The 17,543-nt window shown below is 68.4% G+C and carries 12 protein-coding genes; 3 read left to right on the forward strand and 9 right to left on the reverse strand.

Annotated features, from left to right (window positions below):
• Positions 1 to 162: 162 nt before the first annotated feature.
• A complete protein-coding gene (locus ACGFIF_RS17255; protein WP_393155500.1) occupies positions 163 to 996 on the forward strand; it encodes an NAD(P)H-binding protein in 834 nt (277 codons plus the stop codon).
• Positions 997 to 1,016: 20 nt separating this feature from the next.
• Complete coding sequence (locus ACGFIF_RS17260; RefSeq protein WP_393155502.1) at positions 1,017 to 1,802, forward strand: TetR/AcrR family transcriptional regulator; 786 nt, start codon at positions 1,017 to 1,019, stop codon at positions 1,800 to 1,802.
• On the opposite strand, the gene ACGFIF_RS17265 is transcribed toward ACGFIF_RS17260, so the two are convergent.
• Positions 1,797 to 2,759 carry an endonuclease/exonuclease/phosphatase family protein gene (locus tag ACGFIF_RS17265; protein WP_393155503.1) on the reverse strand — a complete coding sequence of 321 codons (963 nt, stop codon included), beginning with the start codon at positions 2,757 to 2,759 and terminating at the stop codon, positions 1,797 to 1,799. The two genes, ACGFIF_RS17260 and ACGFIF_RS17265, sit on opposite strands and share 6 nt — an antisense overlap.
• 147 nt (positions 2,760 to 2,906) lie before the next feature.
• Between ACGFIF_RS17265 and ACGFIF_RS17270 the strand changes: the two genes are divergently transcribed.
• Positions 2,907 to 7,367 (forward strand): HSP90 family protein, encoded by a 4,461-nt coding sequence (locus ACGFIF_RS17270; RefSeq protein WP_393155505.1) that lies wholly within the window; start codon positions 2,907 to 2,909, stop codon positions 7,365 to 7,367.
• A 691-nt stretch (positions 7,368 to 8,058) separates the two neighbouring features.
• On the opposite strand, the gene guaA is transcribed toward ACGFIF_RS17270, so the two are convergent.
• From guaA to ACGFIF_RS17310, 8 genes are all read right to left on the reverse strand, one after another.
• Positions 8,059 to 9,609, reverse strand: coding sequence for a glutamine-hydrolyzing GMP synthase (gene guaA / locus ACGFIF_RS17275; protein ID WP_393155506.1), 1,551 nt, complete (start codon positions 9,607 to 9,609; stop codon positions 8,059 to 8,061).
• A gap of 9 nt (positions 9,610 to 9,618) precedes the next feature.
• Positions 9,619 to 9,831: a hypothetical protein gene (locus ACGFIF_RS17280; protein ID WP_393155508.1), complete on the reverse strand. Its 213-nt coding sequence runs from the start codon at positions 9,829 to 9,831 to the stop codon at positions 9,619 to 9,621.
• Positions 9,832 to 9,850: 19 nt separating this feature from the next.
• Positions 9,851 to 10,921: a hypothetical protein gene (locus ACGFIF_RS17285; protein WP_393155509.1), complete on the reverse strand. Its 1,071-nt coding sequence runs from the start codon at positions 10,919 to 10,921 to the stop codon at positions 9,851 to 9,853.
• Positions 10,918 to 11,640: an ATP-dependent dethiobiotin synthetase BioD gene (gene bioD, locus ACGFIF_RS17290; protein WP_393155511.1), complete on the reverse strand. Its 723-nt coding sequence runs from the start codon at positions 11,638 to 11,640 to the stop codon at positions 10,918 to 10,920. Before bioD ends, ACGFIF_RS17285 begins: the two co-directional genes overlap by 4 nt.
• A complete protein-coding gene (locus tag ACGFIF_RS17295) occupies positions 11,637 to 12,758 on the reverse strand; it encodes an 8-amino-7-oxononanoate synthase (RefSeq protein WP_393155512.1) in 1,122 nt (373 codons plus the stop codon). The genes bioD and ACGFIF_RS17295 overlap by 4 nt, the downstream gene beginning before the upstream one ends.
• Positions 12,758 to 14,062, reverse strand: coding sequence for an adenosylmethionine--8-amino-7-oxononanoate transaminase (locus ACGFIF_RS17300; protein WP_393155513.1), 1,305 nt, complete (start codon positions 14,060 to 14,062; stop codon positions 12,758 to 12,760). The genes ACGFIF_RS17295 and ACGFIF_RS17300 overlap by 1 nt, the downstream gene beginning before the upstream one ends.
• A 208-nt stretch (positions 14,063 to 14,270) precedes the next feature.
• On the reverse strand, positions 14,271 to 15,266 hold the full coding sequence (gene bioB / locus ACGFIF_RS17305; protein ID WP_393155514.1) for a biotin synthase BioB: 996 nt from the start codon (positions 15,264 to 15,266) through the stop codon (positions 14,271 to 14,273).
• Between the two features lie 549 nt (positions 15,267 to 15,815).
• Positions 15,816 to 17,528, reverse strand: a complete 1,713-nt coding sequence (locus ACGFIF_RS17310; RefSeq protein WP_393155515.1) for a GMC oxidoreductase — start codon at positions 17,526 to 17,528, stop codon at positions 15,816 to 15,818.
• Between the last annotated feature and the right edge of the window lie 15 nt (positions 17,529 to 17,543).

The raw sequence follows: 17,543 nt of genomic DNA on the forward strand, positions 1-17,543 counted from the left end.
CCCGAGCCTCAGTGCGGAAGTGTCACCACCAAGAACCCTCAGAATGTCACCGATGTCCTGATGCAGAACCGTCACCGATGTCCTGCGACATGACAGGCCCTGTGCACAACGACCAATTCCCGTATACCCTACGAGAATCGATCACCCAGGGAGGGGCACACCATGACGATCCTCGTGACAGGCGCAACCGCGAGCGTCGGCCGCTTGCTCGTCGACGAACTCGTAGCGGCCGGCGCACCGGTCCGGGCACTGACCAACAACCCGAAGAAGGCCGCACTCCCCGACCACATCGAGATCGCGAAGGGCTACCTCGGCAAACCGGAGACGCTCCCCGCGGCCCTCGAGAACATCGACACGGTCTACCTCGCGCCGCTTCCGGCGTACGTCGACGACTTCGTGCGGTGTGCGCAGGAGGCCGGCGTACGGCGGGTCGTCGTACTGTCCGGTGAGCCCGCGGAGTACGAGGCACAAGGCGATCCGGCGGAGTGGCACTACTACAAGGTCGAGCGGGCGATCGAGGCCGGCAGGTTCGCGTGGACGCACCTGCGGCCGGGCCAGTTCATGAACAACACGCTGGACTGGGCCACCTCGATCAAGGCGGAGAACGTCGTCCGAGCGCCCTACCCGGCCGCCGTCCAGACACCGATCGACCTGGCCGACATCGCGGCAGTGGCGCGGGTGGTGCTACTGAACGAGCGCTTCACCGGGCAGAAGCTCACGATGAGCGGCCCAGAGGGGCTGACCGCTCCGCAGCAGGTCGAGTTCATCGCCCAGGCGATCGGTCGCGAGGTGAAGTTCGAGGAGCTGTCGCCCGAGCAGTACCTGGCGATCTGGACGCCGATCGTGGGCACGGAGACCGCCCAATGGCTGCTCGACGGCTTCCGGATGATGGCCGAGTACCCGATGACCCCCGAGCCGACGGTCGAAGCGCTCACCGGTCGCCCCGCGACGACCTACCGCGACTGGGCGATAGCCAACGCCGACCACTTCCGCTGACACATGGGACGCTGTGCACTGTGACAGTGCGGCACAGCGGTGGAGGTCAGCCCGAGCGCACCCTCGCGCTGCTCTGGCGCAACAGCAAAGCAGACAGCGAGCAGGTACGACGCAGTGCCGGCCGACGACCCTCATTGGACGTCGACGGGCTGGTGCGAGCCGGCATCCAGCTGGCCGACGAGCGTGGACTCGAGGCAGCCTCCATGGGTGGAGTGGCGAAGGCACTCGGCGTAGGGACCATGACGCTCTACACCTATGTGCCCTCCAAGGAGGAGCTGCTGGACCTCATGGTCGACGAGGTCCTGGCCGAGCGACAGCTACCCGGCCCGGGCGAACCCAGACCGGCCGACTGGCGCGAGCAGGTCGAGGTGTACTCCGAGCAGACCCGAGCGATGTTCCAGAGCCACCCCTGGCTCGCCCGGGTCTCCACCGTCCGCCCGCCGGTCGGACCCGGGATGCTGGCCGGCCGCGAGTACCTGCTGTCCACCCTCCTCCCCATCAACCTGAGCCCCCGCGACACGAACACGGCCGCGCTCGCCATCACGACGTACGTCGACTCAGCCGCCTCGCTGGAGGCCGAGAGCCAACTGGTCGAGCGCGCGACCGGGCAGAGCGACGAGACGTGGTGGCACGAACGCAACGACCTCTGGGAGACGTACTTCGACGTCGAAAGACATCCCGCGATGACGGCGCTCTGGAACGCGAACGGCTACCAGGACACCGTCCGTGAGGCGGCCGCAGAGTCGTACCGCTACGGTCTCGACCGCCTCCTGGACGGGATCCAGGCTCAGGCGGAAGCCCTATAGATCAAGGGAGATCCAGGCCGGGTCGTGATCGGTCCCGTCCCGTTCGAGCTTCCGCCGCCGGCCGATGAACGCGTCCCGCAGTCGGGGCGCCAACGCCGGCGACAGCCAGATCTGATCGATCAGGTCGAACGTCCGCGGCAGCCCGGACGGCTTGAACGTCGACGTCCAGGCCGGGTTGGCCGGCAGCTGAACGGTCGTCGTGACGGTGCCGATCTCGGTCGGCGTGAGTAGCGCGTTCACCATCCCGGCCTTCTCGTACGACGTCAGCGCCGTCGAGTCCGGGGTGTCGTTCATGTCCCCGCAGAGCAGGAACCGCTGCCGGGTGCTGGTCCGCTGAGCGATGATCCGCATGATCGTGTCCGCCTGCCGGGTTCGCAGCAGTTGTGCAGCCTCCGCGGCCGCGATCGGATCCGCGACGGTGAAGTCGACGAACTTCGACTTCAGGTGCGTCCCGAACACGGTCAGCACCCGCCGCCCGCGCGTGTCGAGGATCTCCGCCTCGACCAGGTCGCGGGAGAAGATCGGCCGGTCCGGCACGTCCGGATGGAACGTCCGCTGGTAGCTGGTCACCCCGCCGAGCGGCCGACGCGACAGGATGCCGATGTCGATGAACCGGGTCGAGTCGTTGCCGTCGATCACCATCACGTGCTCGAACGCGCCGTTCAGGTGCTCGCGGTTGAACTCGCGCAGTACGTCGGCGTTCTCCACCTCCTGCACGACCCACACGTCGACATCGGCAGCCAGCAGCCGCTCGGCGACGCGGTTCGTGTCCTCGGGCTTCTTCGCCACGAGCAGCTTGCCGCGGCTGTCCAGCTGCAGCCGGCGGCGGTGCTCGTCGTCGAAGGTGTACATCGCCGGCACCGTGCTCGTCCCCTGCGCGAGCGCGTCCACCGCGCCGGCGAAGTTCCACCGGTCGAACAGGTTGTTCAGATTGAAGGTCCCCACCGTCAGAGTCATGTCCCCACCCCTCCCTACCGATGAAAGTACGCCGTACGCCACCGCGCGTCACCAACACGAAGCAAACAGTTGCCAACGCTTCACACCTGTTGTGCGGGCTCCACTCGCGTTGGCGGGGCCGACACCGTGATGACGTAGGTTGCCGGGGTGAGTGAGAACTTCCAGGTCGATCTGCAGGGGATCGTCGACCTGCTGAGCAACCATCTGTACAGCAGTCCGCGGGTGTATCTGCGGGAGTTAGTGCAGAACGCCGTCGACGCCATCACCGCCCGGCAGGCCGGCGATCCCGAGGCGCCGCGGCGGATCGACGTACGGACCGCGGACGACGTCCTGAGCATCGCGGACACCGGGATCGGGCTACGGCCGGACGAGGTCCGGGAGTTGCTGGCCACGATCGGACGGAGCTCGAAGCGGGACGAGATCGGGTTCGCCCGGACCGAGTTCCTCGGCCAGTTCGGGATCGGCCTGTTGTCCGCGTTCATGGTCGCCGACGAGATCGAGGTCGTCACCCAACCGGCCGGCGGCCCCGCGACCCGCTGGATCGGTACGGCGGACGGCCGCTACACGATCGCCGAGACCGCGGACCGTTCCGAGGTCGGTACGACGGTCACGCTCAAGGCCCGGCGTGGTGCGGAGCAGTGGTACAAGCAGGCCACGGTCGTCGAGCTGATCCGGTTGTTCGGTGCGTTGCTGCCGATCGAGATCCGCGTCGACGGTGAGCAGGTCACCGACGGCAAGGCGCCCTGGGAAGGGACCGGCGGCGCCCAGCGCGCGGACCTGGTCGGCTACGCCCAGGACAAGCTCGGGTTCACGCCGTTCGACGTGATCCACCTGAACAACCCGGCCGCCGGGCTCACCGGCGTCGCCTTCGTGCTGCCGTTCGCGGCCAACCCGGCCGAGCGCGCGACCCATCGCGTCTACCTGAAGCGGATGCTGCTCGCGGAGAACGTCGAAGGGCTGCTGCCGGACTGGGCGTTCTTCGTCCGGGCAGTCATCGACACCTCCGAGCTGCGGCCGACCGCGAGCCGTGAGGCACTCTTCGACGACGGCAATCTCGAGGCCACCCGAGACGCGCTCGGTGCGCAGTTGCGCGGCTGGCTGGTCCGTCTCGGCAGCACGGACCCTGCCAGGCTCGACAAGTTCCTCGGCATCCATCAGCTCGGGGTGAAGGCCCTTGCACTGCATGACGACGAGATGCTGCGGCTGGTCCACCGCTGGCTGCGGTTCGAGACGAACCACGGCCGGATGACTACCGCCGAGCTGCAGGAACGCTCGGGTTCGGGCTCGGGCTCGGGGTCCGGCGCTGGCTCTGGCTCTGGCGAGATTCGGTACGTCGCGACCATCGAGGAGTTCCGTCAGTTGGCCGCGGTCGCCGCCGCACAACAGATCACTGTGGTGAACGGCGGCTACACCTACGACAGCGAGCTGCTCGAGCGGCTGCCCGAGGTGGTCCCCGGCCTCGTCACCACCAGGTTCGACCCGACCGAGCTGAGCACCAGCTTCGACAGTCTGGACCCGGACACCGAGCTGCAGCTTCGCCCGTTCATCCGGCTGGCGCAGGACGCGCTGGACTCGGTCGGCTGCGAGGTAGTGGTCCGTGCCTTCGAGCCGGCCAGTCTGCCCGCGCTCTACCTCGTCGACCGGTCTGCACAGTTCGCCAGTGAGCTCAGGGCCACCAAGGACCGCGCAGACGCGCTCTGGTCGGAGGTGCTCGGTGCACTCGACACCCACGACGACAGCCGCCCGCAACTGGTCCTGAACCACCGCAGTCCGCTTGTACGACGGATGGCGTCGCTCGGCGACCGTGAGCTCGCACGTCGCAGTAGAAGGCTTGTACGGGCACGCGTTGATGCTCGGTTACCACCCGATCAGCCCGGCCGACTCCGCGCTGGTGAACCGATCCTTCCTCGGTCTGCTGGACCAGGCCGTCCCCACCCAGGAGGACCCGACCCGATGAACCAGGAACTGATCGACCGGCTTCAGCGGGCCGAGAGTGCGCCGTACGGGAAGGCACGGTCCGCTCTGCTCGAGGACGTCGTACGACGGGCTGACGCGGCCGGTGAGGACGACCTGGGGTTCTACAGTCGTCTGGCGCTCGTGACGGCGTACGTGATGGGTGGAGAGCCGCGGAAGTCGCTGGTGCCGTTCGCGCGGTGTGTGGCGGACTGGGACGCGGACCCGGGCAAGTACCAGGACTACTCGCACCTGTTCCACTGGTGCTTCAAGTACGCGCCCAGCACGCTGACCAAGTTCCCCGAGGTCCCGCTGGACCGGGCGTACGCCGTACTGGACGACATGGAACGCCGGTGGCAGGTCAGCGGCCACAGCATGCACGCCGTCCATCAGCACCGATGGCTGGTCGCGCACCACATCGGCGATGAGGAGAACGCAGCCGAGCAGTTCCGGCTGTGGTCGACCGCACCACGCGACGACCTGTCGGACTGCGTTGGCTGCGACCCCACATCCAAGGTGCACCACCTGACCAGCGTCGGACGTACGGCGGACGCCGTCGCGCTGGCCGTGAACGTGCTGGACGGGCAGCTGACCTGTGCTGAGCAACCGCAGCAGATGCTGACCGCGTTGCTGCCGGCGTACGTTGCCGAGGGCATGTATTCCGAGGCGATCGACGCGCACCGGAAGGGCTACCGGATCCTGCGCGGCCGGGTCGGCGAGCTGAGTGAGCACGCGGATCACGTGGTGTTCCTGGCCCGCACCGGCAACGAACTGAAGGCCGTGGAGCTGATCGAGCGGCACTTGAACGAGTTCGACGACCCGCCGTCGCCGTACGCGGAGATGACATTCGCCGCAGCGGCTGCCCATGCGCTCGGGCGCGTGGACGGGTTGACGATTCGGCTGCCGCGGGCGGAGGCCGTCCCAGCGGCTGAGCTGAGTGAGCAGCTGGCTGGGCGTGCGCTGGAGCTTGCCGCACAGTTCGACGCCCGGAACGGGACGAAGCACCGCAGTGAGGCGATCCAGGCGATGCTGACGGCCGAGCCGTGGGTGGAGTACTTGCCGCTGTCGGAGACTGCGCGGCGGGCGCAGCAGCACAAGCAGGCACCGCGACCAGTGGATGTGGCAGCCGAGGAGCAGCCTGTGCCCACTGGGCGTGGCTGGCTCGACCGGGCCGAGGACGCCTGGCAGCAGGCGCGGCCGGATGAGGCGAGGGCTGCGTGGCAGGCCTTCGAGCAGGAGGTGCCGGAGAGCGAGTGGACGCCGGTGGACCGGGCTCGCGTGCTGGACGGCCGCGGTCTGGCGGGGGGAGACGAGCCGGAGGTTGCGCTGGAGGCTTGGCGCGAGGCGCTCGCGTTGTACGCCGAGGCGGGCGAGGAGGTCCGCGTACTGCGCGACCGCGGCCGCATCGGCCGGTTGCTGTGTGAGAACGGCCAAGTCGACGAAGGCCTCGCGACAGGTGAGGAGCCGGTGCGCTGGCTCGTCGCCAACGACGAACCACAGCGCCGTGGCCACTGGCAGTACTCGCTGGCGACCATGTACGCACTGGCCGACCGGCCCGAAGACGCCATCCGGGAGCTGGCCGAGCTCCGGGGACGCCCTGACATCGACGAGGACCTCCGCTCGGGCGGTGCGATCGTCGAGTGCAACCTGCTGGCGCAGCTGGGCCGCTTCGAGGAGGCAGAGGCCGCCGCGACGGTTGGTCTCGGTACGACGGCCGACCTGCCCCGATCCTTTGCGTACAAGCAGCGTGGGCGCCTTCGGCTGGAGCTGGAGCGTCCGGCCGAGGCAGCCGAGGACCTGACCGAAGCGGTCGCACTGGCGGCGGGAACGCCCGGTCTCGAGGTGCATGTCGCGTTGACTCGGGTGGAGCTGGCCCGCGCGTACCTGCTGACCGGACGCCCGTTGGAGGCGGCGGAGACGGGTGAGGACGCCCTGCCTGTGCTGGGCGGTATCCCTGAGCTCGCCGATCCGCTGGCTGACGTACGTGGCGTACTCATCGATGCCTACCGTGCACTGGGCGAACTGGAGTCCGCACTGACGAAGGTGCGAGAGCTACTGGCCTCCGCACCGGCCGAAGCCCACCCTGCCTGGCTGGGCATGGTTCGGCAGGATGAGGGTCTGCTGCTGGAACAGCTCAACCGCGACGAGGATGCGGTTGACGCCTTCCTCATGGCTGCGACGTACTACGAGACCGCTGAGCACCCCGTGGAGCAGGTGCAAGCCGTACGCCTGGCAGCACAGTCAGCACGCTACGTCGGCAACTTCGACCAGGCGGTGGAGCTGATCGAACGCACCCGGTCAGTCCTCGACGCGCTTCCGTCCGCTGACCAGCGTGTCCTGTTTCAGACCGCCGGCGTGCACTGGGACCTGGCCATGATCGCGCTCCAGCAAGGCGAAACGGACACCGCCGTACAGCACGCAGGACAGGCGGCGGAGCACTACGAACGAGGCGGCTACGAGGACCAGCACACCAACGCCCGCCTACTGGTGGCCGAGCACGGCACGACGGACTCGCAACTGGTCGAGGAGATCTTCACCGGTCTCCCGACCGGCCACGACAGCTGGTACCGCGCCGGGTGGCTCCTGGTCGACCGCCTCCGCACCGAGGGCCGCGACCAGGAAGCCACAACCTTGGAAGCCCAACTAAGCGAGTAACCAACCCACGCGTGCTTTCGCAGGCACTCCTTCGTCGCGTCTGCTACGCGCGCTCCCACCCACCCCCGGCATATCGCCGGTGTACTTGCTGCCGGGCTGCCGCCCGGGCGGCGGGCTTATCGCCTTGCGTCTTGCGGGCTTATCGCCCGCGCCCCGGTCGAGCACCGCACCACCGACGAGAAGTTGGCCGAGCAACTCTTCACGCCCGACCGGGCACGGCCACTGGCGGCTCCGGCTGACTCCTTCGTCGACCGGCTACGCAACCCGCAGATTCCTCGGTGGTGACGGAAAGTAAAGGTTCCTCTATCCTGTCCGCCGGGGAGGGAACACATGCCAACAGTGCGTGCTGTAGAGCAGAAAATTGCCCAGCTTGAAGGATTCAGGGTGCAGTTCTTGTCTGAGGCAGGGGCAGACATTCGAGGTGACCGCGAAATCTCTGCGAAGTATCCCTCGTACGAGAGGCGGTCCCCGGATAGCGCGACAGTAGAAGACTGGAAGCGTACGCGTTTCAGGCCCGCGTTCGCCGGGTTCGACGTACGTGTCCTGGACAGCTCCGGCCGACCGGCGAACGGCAACACACTGCTGTCCAACATCCGGAGTTCCTACAGATAGATCGCCCGCCGAGCCCAGGCCTTCGTCGCAGAACTCCTGCCTTCACCTGCCGAGGCGAAGGCAGGAGTTCTGCGACGGCTTACTCCCACTCGATGGTGCCGGGGGGCTTGCTGGTGATGTCGAGGGTTACTCGGTTGATTTCGTCGACCTCGTTGGTGATGCGGGTGGAGATGCGCTCGAGGACGTCGTACGGGAGGCGGGCCCAGTCGGCGGTCATGGCGTCTTCGCTGGTGACGGGGCGCAGGACGACGGGGTGGCCGTAGGTGCGGCCGTCGCCTTGGACTCCGACCGAGCGGACGTCGGCGAGCAGGACTACCGGGAACTGCCAGATGTCGCGGTCCAGGCCGGCCGCGGTCAGCTCGGTGCGGGCGATCAGGTCGGCGGCGCGGAGGATGTCGAGCCGCTCCTTGGTGACCTCGCCGATGATCCGGATACCCAGGCCGGGGCCCGGGAACGGGTGCCGGTAGACCATGGTCTCCGGCAGGCCGAGGGCCAGGCCCAGCTCGCGGACCTCGTCCTTGAACAGCGTCCGCAGCGGCTCGATCAGGCTGAACTGCAGGTCGTCGGGCAGACCGCCGACGTTGTGGTGGGACTTGATGTTCGCGGTGCCGGTGCCGCCGCCGGACTCGACCACGTCCGGGTAGAGCGTGCCCTGGACCAGGAACTCGATGTGCCGCTCGGCGTCCAGCTTCCGCGCGGTCGCCTCGAAGGTCCGGATGAACTCGCGGCCGATGATCTTCCGCTTCTGCTCGGGATCGGTGACCCCGGCCAGCGCGCCGAGGAACTGGTCCTCGGCATCGACCACCTCGAGCCGGATGCCGGTCGCGGCGACGTAGTCCTTCTCGACCTGCTCCGACTCCCCGGCCCGCTGCAGACCGTGGTCGACGTACACACAGGTCAGCTGGTCGCCGATCGCCTTGTGCACGAGGGCTGCCGCGACCGCTGAGTCGACGCCGCCGGAGAGCGCGCACAGCACCTGCTTGTCGCCGACCTGCCGGCGGATCAGCTCGACCTGCTCCTCCACGACGTTCGTGGTGGTCCAGTCGCCCTTGCAACCCGCGATGTTGTAGAGGAAGTGCTCGAGCACGGCCTGCCCAGCCTGCGAGTGCAGCACCTCCGGGTGCCACTGCACACCGGCCAGCCGCCGGTCCAGGTCCTCGAACGCCGCGACCGGCGCGCCCCCGGAGGCAGCCAGTACGGCGAAGCCGGCCGGCGGCGCGTGGACCGCGTCACCGTGCGACATCCACACGTTGAGGTCCTCGGGGATCCCGGCCAGCAGCGTGCCCGCCGAGCTCACCGTGACCGGTGTCCGGCCGAACTCGCGCAGCCCGGTCCGGCGGACCTCGCCGCCGAGCGTCTGCGCCATCGCCTGGAACCCGTAGCAGATCCCGAACGCCGGTACCCCAGCCTCGAACAGCCCGGACTCGACCCGCGGCGCGCCCTCGGCGTAGACCGACTGCGGCCCGCCGGACAGGACGATCGCCTTCGGGTTCCGGGCCAGCATCTCCTCGACCGGCATCGAGTGCGGCACGATCTCGGAGTACACCTTGGCCTCGCGGACCCGGCGCGCGATCAGCTGCGCGTACTGCGCCCCGAAGTCGACCACCAGAACCAACTCATGCTCACTCACCCGCAAAGCCTATCGGTGCAGGTCAGCGGGGTTGTAATCCGAGGTCCGCGGCGGCTCGCCGACGATCCTCGGGACCAGCGGCTCGTTGGTGATCTCCAGACCCGGGAAGCGGCGGCGCATCGCTGCCTCGTGGCGGTCGGCGGAGGCGGGGTCACCGATGTAGTCGGCGATCGGGTGCCGGCCGAACCACAGCCGCACCCGGCGGCGGGGAGGGAAGCTCACGCAGCGCACGCTACCGCTGTCAGTTGTCCCTGGTGTTACTCCGCGTTACGACCCGAAGTCGTTGCGGGGCCCGGAAGGACAGCAGCTCGATCATCGGCGGTTCCTCCACCAGGTGTACGGCGCTCAGCAGGTCAGCCGCGCACTCGAGCGCGACCCGGGCCTCCAGCCGTGCGAGCCCGGCACCCAGGCAGCGGTGGATCCCGATGCCGAACGCGAGGTCGGCGGGCCCGCCGTGGCCGGTCAGGCCGAGGAGGACCGGGGCGCCGGCAGGCAGCTCGACCTGGCCGACGACAGCAGGACCAGCCGTGACTCGCCGCCAGGTAGGCACCGAGGAGGCCTCCCGCAGCACCTGTTCCACAACTTCCGTCGGCTCGAAGGACGTCCCAAGGGAACTGTAGAAGGCAGTGGAGATGAGTTGGGTGGTGGTCTCCTGGCCGGCGATCAGCAGGAAGTACCCGACCGCGCACACTTCCTCATCGGGCAGCCCGAGCCCGATCAGGACGCTGAAGAGGTCGTCACCCGGGTCCTGCCGCGCGGCCGTCGTACGGGATCGGAGCCAGGCGTAGAACTCGGCCGCACTGTGCGCGAGCTCCAGTTGCCGGTCCTCGTCCGGCCACCCCCAGAACAGCTCCAGCGACTCCCGACTCCACGCTTTCAACGCGGGTACGTCGACATCGCGCAGACCGAGCATGTCGAGCACGACCAGCGCCGGCGGCTCGGCGGCAACCGCCTCCACCAGGTCAACCTGCTCGCCCGCAGCCAGAGCAGCCATGGCCTCGGCCACCCGCGAGGCTGTCAGCGATCGGGTCAGTGGCTCGACCGCCGCGACCCGGGCCGGGCTGAAGAAACGCGCCACCGCCGCCCGGATCGGCCGGTGCGACTCCCCCGCGTTGTTCGCCAGCGTCGGCGGCAACGCGAACCCCACCGCCGACAACACCCGCAACGCCTTCACCGACAGCGGCGTATGCGCGAGTACGGCGTTGTCCGGCCGGAACGTCTCCGGGTCGAGCAGCACCTCACGGGCCAGCGCTGGATCGTCGACAACCCAGTACCCGAGCTTCTCGTCGTACCGGGCGGGACAACCGGTCACGCGAACCAGCCCGGCGCGGCAGCGGTGAAGGCGGCCTGATCGAGCTGGCCGGCGCCGGCCGGGATCCGACCGATCACCGGGACGCCGGTGGTTACAGGGAGGTCGTCGAGGTTGCACTGCTCGGCCAGGTCGGGCTCTGCTGGCCACGAGCCGATGATCAGGCCGTCGATAGGTAGGCTGCGGGCCCGGAGAGCTTCGACGGTCAGCCCGGTGTGGTTCAGGGTGCCGAGGCCGGAGCGTGTCACGACAACGAAGGCGAAGGGCGTGTTCAACGCGGCGGCGAGCTCGGCGAGGCCGTGGCCGTCCTCGTCCAGGCCGACCAACAGGCCGCCGGCGCCCTCGAGCAGGACGGTTTCCCGGGTGATGGCCAGGTCGTCGATGAACTTGGCATGCGCCGCGACGGTCGGAAGCGGAACCCCTTCCCGGCGGGCCGCCGTGGTCGGCGCCAGCGGGTCGCGCAGGCGGACGCCCTCATGCAGGTCGGTGAGACCGGTCAGCCGCCGAACGTCGTCGAGATCACCAGGCTCGTCCGCCGTGACACCGGTCTGAGCCGGCTTGACCACCGCCACGGAGCCACCCCCCGCGCGAACCGCCGAGCCCGCACCCCCTACGCCGTCGGCGCGGAGCGCGGAGCCCGCGTAGCGCGTGGCGAGAGCTGCGGTGCAGATTGTCTTGCCTACGCCGGTGTCGGTGCCGGTGATGATGAGGACCTTGGTCACGAGACTTCCCGGATCGCGCGGGTGATGACGTCGCAGGCCTGATCGAGATCCGCGGTGGTGAGACCGGCGTTGGCAGTCAGGCGAAGCCGCGAGATGCCGTCCGGCACCGAAGGCGGCCGGAAGCTACCGACCCGGACCCCCGCGGCGAGGCACAGCGCGGCGGCTTGCACGGTCTCGCGAGGTCCGGGCATCGGGATGGAGACGACCGGGCCGACGGAGGGCGGGACGTCGCAAGCCGCAGCCAGGCGGGCGGTGGCGTGATGGATGGTGGCGGGCCTGATCGGCTCGGACTGCAAGATCCGCAGAGCGGCCAGGGCGGCGGCGCAGGCGGCGGGGTTGAGACCTGTGTCGTAGATGAAGGGGCGAGCCCGGTTGACCAGATGCTCACGCAACAAGTCCGGCCCGAGGACGACGCCACCCTGGGAAGCCATTGCCTTGGACAACGTCATGGTGACGATCACGTGATCGAGACCGGCCAGGCCGGCGGCGTGCACCGAGCCGCGACCTTCGCCGGTGACGCCAAGCCCATGCGCCTCGTCCACCAGCAGAACGGCATCCTCAGCAAGGGCGACCGCCGACAACTCCTTCAGCGGAGCCTCGTCGCTCAGCACGCTGAAGACAGACTCCGTCAGCACCACGGCGTGCGGCTCGTTGCGCTCGGCAAGGACTTTGCTGACCGCATCGACGTCGTTGTGCGGGACGACCTCGACGCGGGAGCGGGACAATCGGCAGGCATCGACGAGCGACGCGTGGACGTGGTCGTCGGACACCAGGAGCGTGCCGGGGCCGCCAAGTGCGGTGACCACGCCGAGGTTCGCGAGGTAACCTGACGAGAACACCAACGCGGATTCCTGGCCCACGTACGCCGCCAGCGACGACTCCAGCTCCTCGTGCAAAGCCGTCGTACCGGTGACCAAGCGGGAGGCGGTCGAGCCGGTCCCCCACACGCGTACGGCGTCGGCCGCAGCCTCGATCACCCGAGGATCGGACGCCAGGCCCAGATAATCGTTGCCCGCCAGGTCGATCAGCCGCTCATCGGCCGCGCGCGCCCGGAGCCGACGGGTGAGTCCACGCGACTCCAACGCCGCGGCCTTCGGAGCAAGCCATTCCTCGAGCATCAGCCGACCTCCTGCACAGCACCGGTGATCGCCGCGCCGATGGTCGCGATCTCCTCGTCGGTGCAGACGTACGGCGGCATCGTGTAGACCAGATCGCGGAACGGCCGGACCCACACTCCGCGCCGCAGTACGGCCTCCGTCATCCGCTTCATGTCGACCGGACCACCCAGCTGTACGACGCCGACGGCACCGATCACGCGGACGTCCTTGACGCCAGGCATCTCCGCAGCCGGCGCCAGGCCGGCCGACAGGCCCGCGGAGATCTGCGCGACCCGGCCGGCCCAGTCCTGGGACAGCAGCAGGTCGATCGAGGCGAGCGCGACCGCGCAGGCCAGCGGATTCGCCATGAAGGTCGGGCCGTGCATCAGCGCGCCGCCCGGACCGTTCGAGACGGTGTGCGCGACGTCCGTCGTACACAAGGTGGCGGCCATCGAGAGGTAGCCGCCGGTCAGGGCCTTGCCGACGCAGAGGATGTCGGGATCGATCCCCGCGTGCTCGGAGGCGAACAGTGTCCCGGTCCGGCCGAACCCCGTGGCGATCTCGTCCAGGATCAGCAGGAAGCCGTGCCGGTCGGCGAGTTCACGCAGGACCCGCAGGCAGGCCGGGCTGTACGGATACATGCCGCCCGCGCCCTGCAGGATCGGCTCGACGATGATTCCGGCGATGTCGTCCGCGTGCCGTTCGGCGATATCGGACACGGCCGCGGCCCAGGCCAGGAACTCCGGATCGTCGTCCGGGCGATCGAACCCGGCCGGCGGCTGCGGGCCGAACACCTGCTCCTTCAGGGCGCCGGTGAACAGCGAGTGCATCCCGTTCACCGGGTCGCACACGCTCATCGGCGCGAACGTGTCGCCGTGGTACCCGCCACGGACGGTCAGCATCCGGGTCCGGCCGCTGTTGCCCCGGGCAACTTGGTACTGGAGCGCGAGCTTGATCGCGACCTCGACCGAGACCGAGCCCGAGTCACAGAAGAAGACGTGCTGCAACGGCGCGGGGGTGATCTCGACCAGCCGCTCGCCGAGCCGGATCGCGGGCTCGTGCGTCAGCCCGCCGAACATCACGTGACTGAAGTCGTCCACCTGGCTCTTCACGGCCGCGTCCAGCACCGGGTTGCGGTAGCCGTGGATCATGCACCACCAGGACGCCATCGCGTCGATCACCTCGACACTGCCGCCGTCCCCGTCGTCCAGCTGCAGGCGTACGCCGGACGCACCCCGGACCAGCCGGACCGGCGACGGCTCGCTCAGCGAGGAATACGGATGCCAGAGCCGCTCAGCGTCCCGCTGCAGCCATTCACTGGCCACCTCTCGCCACCCCTTCTCACTACCTAGCTGGACAGCTCTCCATGCACGGAGCAACGTGCTGACCACCCCATCGGGTGGACTTGGACGATCATCCGCCGCCGGCACTCGGCGCAGTACCGCGGCGGCTCCAACGAGAGGGCCCGACGGCAGTCGTCGTGACTGCCGTCGGCGAGCTCTCGGCCGCAGTGGCCGCAGTACACAAGCGTGGTCACAGTGTCTTCTGGAGTTCCTTGACCGGCATCTTCAGCTCGGCCAGCAGGTCGAGGTCCGCGGTTGCCGGGCGGCCGAGTGTGGTCAGGTAGTTGCCGACGATGACGGCGTTGATACCGCCGAGCAGGCCCTCGCGGGTGCCCAGGTCGCCCAGGGTCAGCTCGCGGCCGCCGGCGTACCGGAGCACCGTCCGCGGCATCGCGAGCCGGAACGCGGCGATGGTCCGCAGCGCGTCCTTGCCGGCCATGATCTCCAGGTCGCCGAACGGCGTACCGGGACGCGGGTTGAGGAAGTTCAGCGGCACCTCGTGCGGGTCCAGCTCGGCCAGCTGCGCGGCCAGCTCGGCCCGCTGCTCGAGGGTCTCCCCCATGCCGACCAGGCCGCCGCAGCACAGCTCCATGCCGGACTCCTTGACCATCAGGCAGGTGTCCCAACGCTCCTCGAAGGAGTGCGTGGTGACGACGTCGCCGAAGTACGAGCGGGCCGACTCGAGGTTGTGGTTGTAGCGGTGCACGCCCATCGCCTTGAGCTCGTCGACCTGCTCCTGCGTGAGCATGCCGAGCGAGCAGGCGATGTTGATGTCGACCTCGGCGTTGATCGCCTCGATGCCGGCCTTCACCTGCGACATCAGCCGCTGGTCCGGACCGCGGACGGCGGCGACGATGCAGAACTCGGTCGCACCGGTCTTCGCGGTCTCCTTTGCCGCCTCGACCAACTCGGGGATGTTCAGCCAGACCGAGCGGACCGGCGAGGTGAACTGGCCGGACTGGGAGCAGAAGTGACAGTCCTCCGGGCAGCCGCCGGTCTTCAGCGAGATGATCCCCTCGACCTCGACCTCCTCACCGCACCACTTCACCCGCACGTCGTGCGCGAGCGCGAGCAGGTCGGCCAATTGGTCGTCGGGCGATTGCAGCACCTCGATCAATTGCTCCTGGGACAGACCCACGCCCTGCTCCAGAACCTGGGCCCGGGCCACCTCGAGGATGTCGCTCATCGTTCTCCTGCCTCATCTGACGGTCGGCCCACAGTAAGACAGGCGAGCCCGATCTCTCTGCGAGGGGCGTCACGTGGAACACCGAGCCCCGACCTGCTTCAGCACTCTCCGCACTCTCCGGAAAACTTTCTGGATTTTTCCGGGGAACCTCGTAACCCCCTGTGAGAGGGCTCGTTGATGTGTGCAGAGGCGGTTAACCGCAAGGAAGACCGCCACCCGGTGACAAGGAGCGACGAAAAGCTGATCATTACGATCAGCACGCAGAGTGGTCACAACCACTCCGAGCAGGTCGAAACTCCTGGAATCGGATGTAGAGTGGGGTACCAAGAGCTCGGGTCGCCAGCTGTGGTTGGTGACCCGATCCCAAAGCGCCGGGCGCCTCACCCCGGCTTGAGTGGGTCCCTCGGGAAACGATTTGGGCGGAAACGTTCCCGAGGGACCTGCTCCCTTTTACGGCACATTTAAAGAAACCTCAGAAACCTCAGCAGCCACACCCGTGCTGAGGTTTTTTCATTTCCCTGGTGACCGTGCGGAAGTATTGTCGTTGTGTTACGGCTTCGTCACAGACTGTTTCGGCGCGATCGGCACGATCGGCAACCGCAGCGCCCCCGGCGCATCGGCCGGTACGACGGGATGCCCCGGCTTCACCGGCTGCACCCGCTGGTACGCCGATCCGACCGCCGGGCGGACGTCGTCCTCACCCTTGTTCGGCCAGAACGCGAGCGCCCGTTCCGCCTGGGCGGTGATCGTCAGCGACGGGTTGACCCCCAGGTTCGCCGAGATGGTCGACCCGTCCAGGATGTGCAGGCCGTCGTACCCGTAGACCCGGTGGTACGGGTCCACCACGCCGGTCTCGGGTGAGTCGCCGATCGCGCAGCCGCCGATGAAGTGGGCCGTCATCGGCACGTTGAACGGCTCGCCGATGGTCCCGCCCGGGGTGCCGTTCATCAGCTTCGCCATCCGCCGGACCACCTGGTTCGCGACCGGGATCCAGGCCGGGTTCGGCGCGCCGTGCCCCTGTTTCGAGGTCAGCCGCCAGCGGCCGAGCCGGTCCCGCTTGCCGAAGGTCGTGATCGAGTTGTCCGCGGTCTGCATCACCAGGGCGATCACGGTCCGCTCGGACCAGTGCTTCAGGTCATACAGCCGGCGGATGTTCTTCCGCTGGACACCGAGCTCGCGCAACCAGATCCGCCACCGTGGCTTGTCCCCGTCGCCGTCCGTCAGCACGGTCTGCAGCAGTGACATCGCGTTGCTGCCCTTGCCGTACCGGACCGGCTCGATGTGGGTGATGTCGTCGGGGTGGAACGACGAGGTGATCGCGACACCGCGGCTGTAGTCGACGTCCTTCTCCCTGGCGATTGCCCCGAGCAACGATTCGGAGTTGGTCCGGGTCAGGACGCCGAGCCGGTCGGACAGCCGGGGCAGTTTGCCCTCGTCCCGGAGCCGGTGCAGCAGTTTCGCCGTACCCAGGGCCGATGCGGCGAACACCACCTGCTGAGCGGTGAATCGCCGCGTGCTCTTGCGATTGGAGGTACGCCGGGTGTCCACGGCGTACCCGCCGCCCGGCAGCGGCTCGACCGACGTCACCGTGGTCATCGGGTACACCTCGGCGCCGGCCTTCTCGGCCAGGTAGAGGTAGTTCTTGGTCAGCGTGTTCTTGGCGTTGTGGCGGCAGCCGGTCATGCACTCGCCGCAGTCGATACAGCCGGTACGCCGCGGGCCGGCGCCACCGAAGTACGGATCGTCCACCTCGACACCCGGCTCACCGAAGAAGACACCCACCGGGGTCGGGTGGAACGTGTCCCCCACCCCCATGTCGTCGGCGACCTGCTTCATCACCTTGTCGGCCGGCGTGAAGCCCGGGTACGTCGTGACGCCGAGCATCCGCTTGGCCTGGTCGTAGAACGGCGCGAGCTCGGCCTTCCAGTCGGTGATGTGCGCCCACTGGCGGTCGGTGTAGAACGCGGGCAGCGGCTCGTAGAGGGTGTTCGCGTAGACCAGGCTGCCGCCGCCGACACCGGCTCCGGACAGGATGATCACGTCCCGCAGCGCACTGATCCGCTGGATGCCGTACCAGCCCAGCTTCGGCGCGAACAGGAACCGGCTCTTGTCCCACGAGTTCTTCGCGAACCCGGCGTCCTCGAACCGCGCCCCGGCCTCCAGGACGGCGACCTTGTAGCCCTTCTCGGTCAACCGCAACGCACTGACACTGCCCCCGAACCCCGACCCGATGACGAGTACGTCGTAGTCGTTGTGCCTCATGCACGTCCTCGCTTC

It is taken from the genome of Kribbella sp. NPDC049174 (assembly GCF_043197365.1).
In the GTDB taxonomy this organism is placed as follows: Bacteria; Actinomycetota; Actinomycetes; order Propionibacteriales; family Kribbellaceae; genus Kribbella.